This window comes from Tardiphaga sp. (assembly GCF_028290785.1).
Classification (GTDB): domain Bacteria; phylum Pseudomonadota; class Alphaproteobacteria; order Rhizobiales; family Xanthobacteraceae; genus Tardiphaga.
On sequence record NZ_JAQGJD010000224.1, the window covers coordinates 1 to 3302 of the forward strand.

The window sequence follows — 3302 nt, forward strand, 5'->3', positions numbered from 1 at the left end:
CGCGGTGCGCGCCGCCGGCCGGCTCTCTCAGAATGGAATCGATGACGCCGAACCGCAGCAGGTCCTGCGCGGTGATCTTCATGTTGGTGGCGGCTTCCTGCGCCTTGGTGGAATCGCGCCACAGGATGGATGAGGCTGCTTCCGGCGAGATCACGCTGTAGATCGCGTGCTCCAGCATCAGGACGCGGCTGGCGGTGGCGATGGCGATCGCGCCGCCGGAACCGCCTTCGCCGATGATCACAGCGACATTCGCAACACCCAGCCCGAGGCAGGCATCGGTGGAGCGCGCGATGGCCTCCGCCTGGCCGCGCTCTTCCGCGCCGATGCCCGGATAGGCGCCGGCAGTATCGACCAGCGACAGCACCGGCAGGCCGAAGCGGTCGGCCATCTCCATCAACCTGACGGCCTTGCGATAGCCTTCCGGCCGCGCCATGCCGAAGTTGTGCTTCAGCCGGCTTTCGGTGGTGTTGCCCTTTTCCTGGCCGAGCACGCAGACTGCCTCGCCGCGAAACCGGCCGAAGCCGCCGACCAGCGCCTCGTCGTCGCCGAACTTGCGGTCGCCGGCCAGCGGCGTGAATTCGGTGATCAGCGCGTCGATGTAGTTCATGCAATGCGGTCGCTGCGGATGCCGCGCCACCTGGGTCTTCTGCCACGGCGTCAGGTTCGCATAGAGGTCGTGCAGCGTGCTCGACGCCTTGACCTCGATGCGGACGATCTCGTCGCCGATATCGCTGCCGGTGGCGGCGAGCGCGCGCAGTTCATCGACCTTGGAATCAAGTTCGGCGACGGGCTTTTCGAAGTCGAGATAAGAGCGCATGGATTCTGACATTCAGGGCATATGGGAACGGGGCACGGCGGCCGAAACTGCCGTCGAGCGCTTTTCAAGTCAAATGGCCCCCGAAGTCAAGCCGAGCCGGGGGAAATGCCGTGATGAATCAACGAGTTGTTTTTTAGTTAGGGATACGCGCAGGCCGTAGGGTGGGTTAGGCGCACTTGCGCCGTAACCCACCACGGTCATGGCGATCCCGCGCGAGATCGGTGGGTTACGCGCTGCGCGCTAAGCCACCCTACGCACACGCTAATCCTCGATCTTCTCGTGGGCGTCGGCCTCGCCGCGTTTCCAGTAGCCGGCGGCCTTGCTCCATTCGCGGGGATGGCCGCGGCCGTCGATCAGGTAGCTGCGCAGATGCCGCGCCACCGAGGCTTCCGCCGCGATCCAGACGAAGCCGTCGCCGGCGGGCAGCTTGTGGCCGGCCAGTGCCGCGTGCAGCAGCTCGGCATCACCGAAGCCGCCATGCCGCGTGATCCAGTGCGGCGTCCATGCCGCGCGGGCATCGATAGGCTGGGCGTCGCCGACCACGAATGTCGTCACCGGCACGTTTTCGCGCAGCTCTTCGACGCGCCGCCCGATCGCGGGCAGAGCAGTCTCGTCGCCGATCAGCAGGTACCAGTCGAAATCGTCGGGCACTACGCTGGAGCCGCGCGGCCCGCCGATGAGCAGCGTGTCGCCGACCTCAGCCGACGCTGCCCAACTCGTGGCCGGACCGGCGTCGTGCAGCGCAAAGTCGATGGTCAGGCTGTTGGTCGCGCTGTCGAAGCGGCGCGGCGTGAAGTCGCGCATCGCCGGTTCGCCGCCGGTCGGGAAGAACAGCTTGATGTGGTCGTCGAACGAGGCGCTTGTGAAGTCGTGCAGCTCCGGCGAGGTGAAGCCGATCCGCCGCATCTGCGGCGTCAGGAGTTCTGTCGAGCTGACGGTGAGCAGTCGCCGCTTCAACTCGTGGCGAACGCGGACGGTCTGGTGGCGTGGGGTTACAGCGTCCATCTCACAGCCTCTCGATTTTTCGCGCGGCTTCGTCGATCAGGGCGACCGCGTCGAGCAGCTTCTCCTTGTCGAGGCCGTCGCCGAGCCGGTGCATCAGCACGCTCTTCAGGTTGTGCATGGCACGGCGCACTGGCACCGCGTCGGTGCGTTCGCGCATCGCGCCGAGCGCATCGAGCCGGGCGAACATCGCCACCACTTCCGCTTCGTGTTGCGCCAGATGCGCGGTGCCCTCGGATGTGATCGCGAACGCCTTGCGCGCGCCTTCGGCGGCCTGCTCGTCGATCAGCCCCATGTCGCTGAGCAGCGTGATGGTGGGATAGACGATGCCCGGGCTCGGCGCATAGGCGCCGCCGGTGCGCTCTTCGATGGCGCGGATCAGGTCGTAGCCGTGGCGCGGTTTGTCGGCGATCAGCTTGAGCAGCACCAGCCGCAATTCGCCGCCGTCGAACACCCGCCGCCGCCCGCCGCGGCCCGGACCTTCGCCCTCCCAGCCGCCGGGACCATGGTCGCCGCCGAACCGGCCGCCGCGCGGCCCGGCATGGCGCTCGCCGTGGTGCTCATGGCGGCCGCGTTCGCCGCGCATTGCATGATGAAATCCAAACATGTGAAACCCTCTTGGTGTGTTTTCGATAGGGCTAAGATATATCTTAACGACGGGTGCGCAAGCGAAAAGATATATCTTGGATGTATTCTAAGGGACTGCCGCTTTGCTTCACACCGCCGCGCGTTTCCTCCGATGCCACCACCAGGTCGCCAGGCCGGCGAAGGCTGCGGCGATCAGCACCGCGGGGATCCAGATCTGCTTGCCGTAGCCGGTGTGGTGCGGCAGGCCGCTATATTGATGCAACGCCGACACCGCCAGCACGCCCGGCAGCACATGCGCTGGCGCCCACAGCACCACCGCGAGAATGTTGACGGTGTAGAATTTCGCCGGCGCCATGCCGAGCGCGCCGGCGGTGACCGGCACAAAGGCACGGATCGGCGGCACGAAGCGGCCGAAGAACACCGCGAGGGTGCCGAAGCGGTGGAAGAACGCTTCGCTCTGGGCGATCACTGCGGGATATTTCGACATCGGCCAGGTTTCGAGGATCTTGTGCTGCTGGATATGGCCGACCCAGAAGGCCGTGCCGTCGCCGAGCACCGCGCCGGCGGCGGCGGCCAGCAGCACCCCGACCAGATCGAGGTCGCCGGACGGCACCAGCGCACTCAGCGCCAGGATGATGGTCGAGCCGGGGATCACCGAACCGACCACCGGCACCGCCTCCAGCAGGGCCGCGAGAAACAGCGTGAGATAGCCGAGCCAGGCATGGGCGGCGACGAAATGCGTCAGCGATTCAATCCAGGCAGTCACGAAGCTCCGATCCGGCGCGCCGCGCCTCAACCACGTATGGCGACACTATAAGGGTGAAAGCACCGGCGGCTGAGTTTGATCCGCCTGCGACCAAGAGCGTTTTCGACGACCAAGCCCTCCTGATTCGCA

Annotated in this window: 4 protein-coding genes; all 4 read right to left on the reverse strand. The window is 66.3% G+C overall.

The window, feature by feature from the left end; genetic code table 11:
* Positions 1-829 (reverse strand): acetyl-CoA carboxylase carboxyltransferase subunit alpha (locus tag JWR89_RS13695; RefSeq protein ID WP_299717020.1); only part of this gene is annotated, 829 nt, incomplete at its 3' end.
* Between the two features lie 249 nt (positions 830-1078).
* Entirely contained in the window at positions 1079-1822 is a 744-nt protein-coding gene (locus JWR89_RS13700) for a siderophore-interacting protein (RefSeq protein WP_299717022.1), read from the reverse strand.
* 1 nt (position 1823) lies between these two features.
* Positions 1824-2426: a PadR family transcriptional regulator gene (locus JWR89_RS13705; RefSeq protein ID WP_299717024.1), complete on the reverse strand. Its 603-nt coding sequence runs from the start codon at positions 2424-2426 to the stop codon at positions 1824-1826.
* Positions 2427-2534: 108 nt separating this feature from the next.
* Positions 2535-3173: a DedA family protein gene (locus JWR89_RS13710; RefSeq protein WP_299717026.1), complete on the reverse strand. Its 639-nt coding sequence runs from the start codon at positions 3171-3173 to the stop codon at positions 2535-2537.
* Positions 3174-3302 lie beyond the last annotated feature (129 nt).

What these genes read in the sequence shown, in the direction of transcription:
- JWR89_RS13700 (WP_299717022.1), bottom strand. Translation starts at nt 1,822, where the DNA reads ATGGACGCTGTAACCCCACGCCACCAGACCGTCCGCGTTCGCCACGAG.
- JWR89_RS13705 (WP_299717024.1), bottom strand. Translation starts at nt 2,426, where the DNA reads ATGTTTGGATTTCATCATGCAATGCGCGGCGAACGCGGCCGCCATGAG.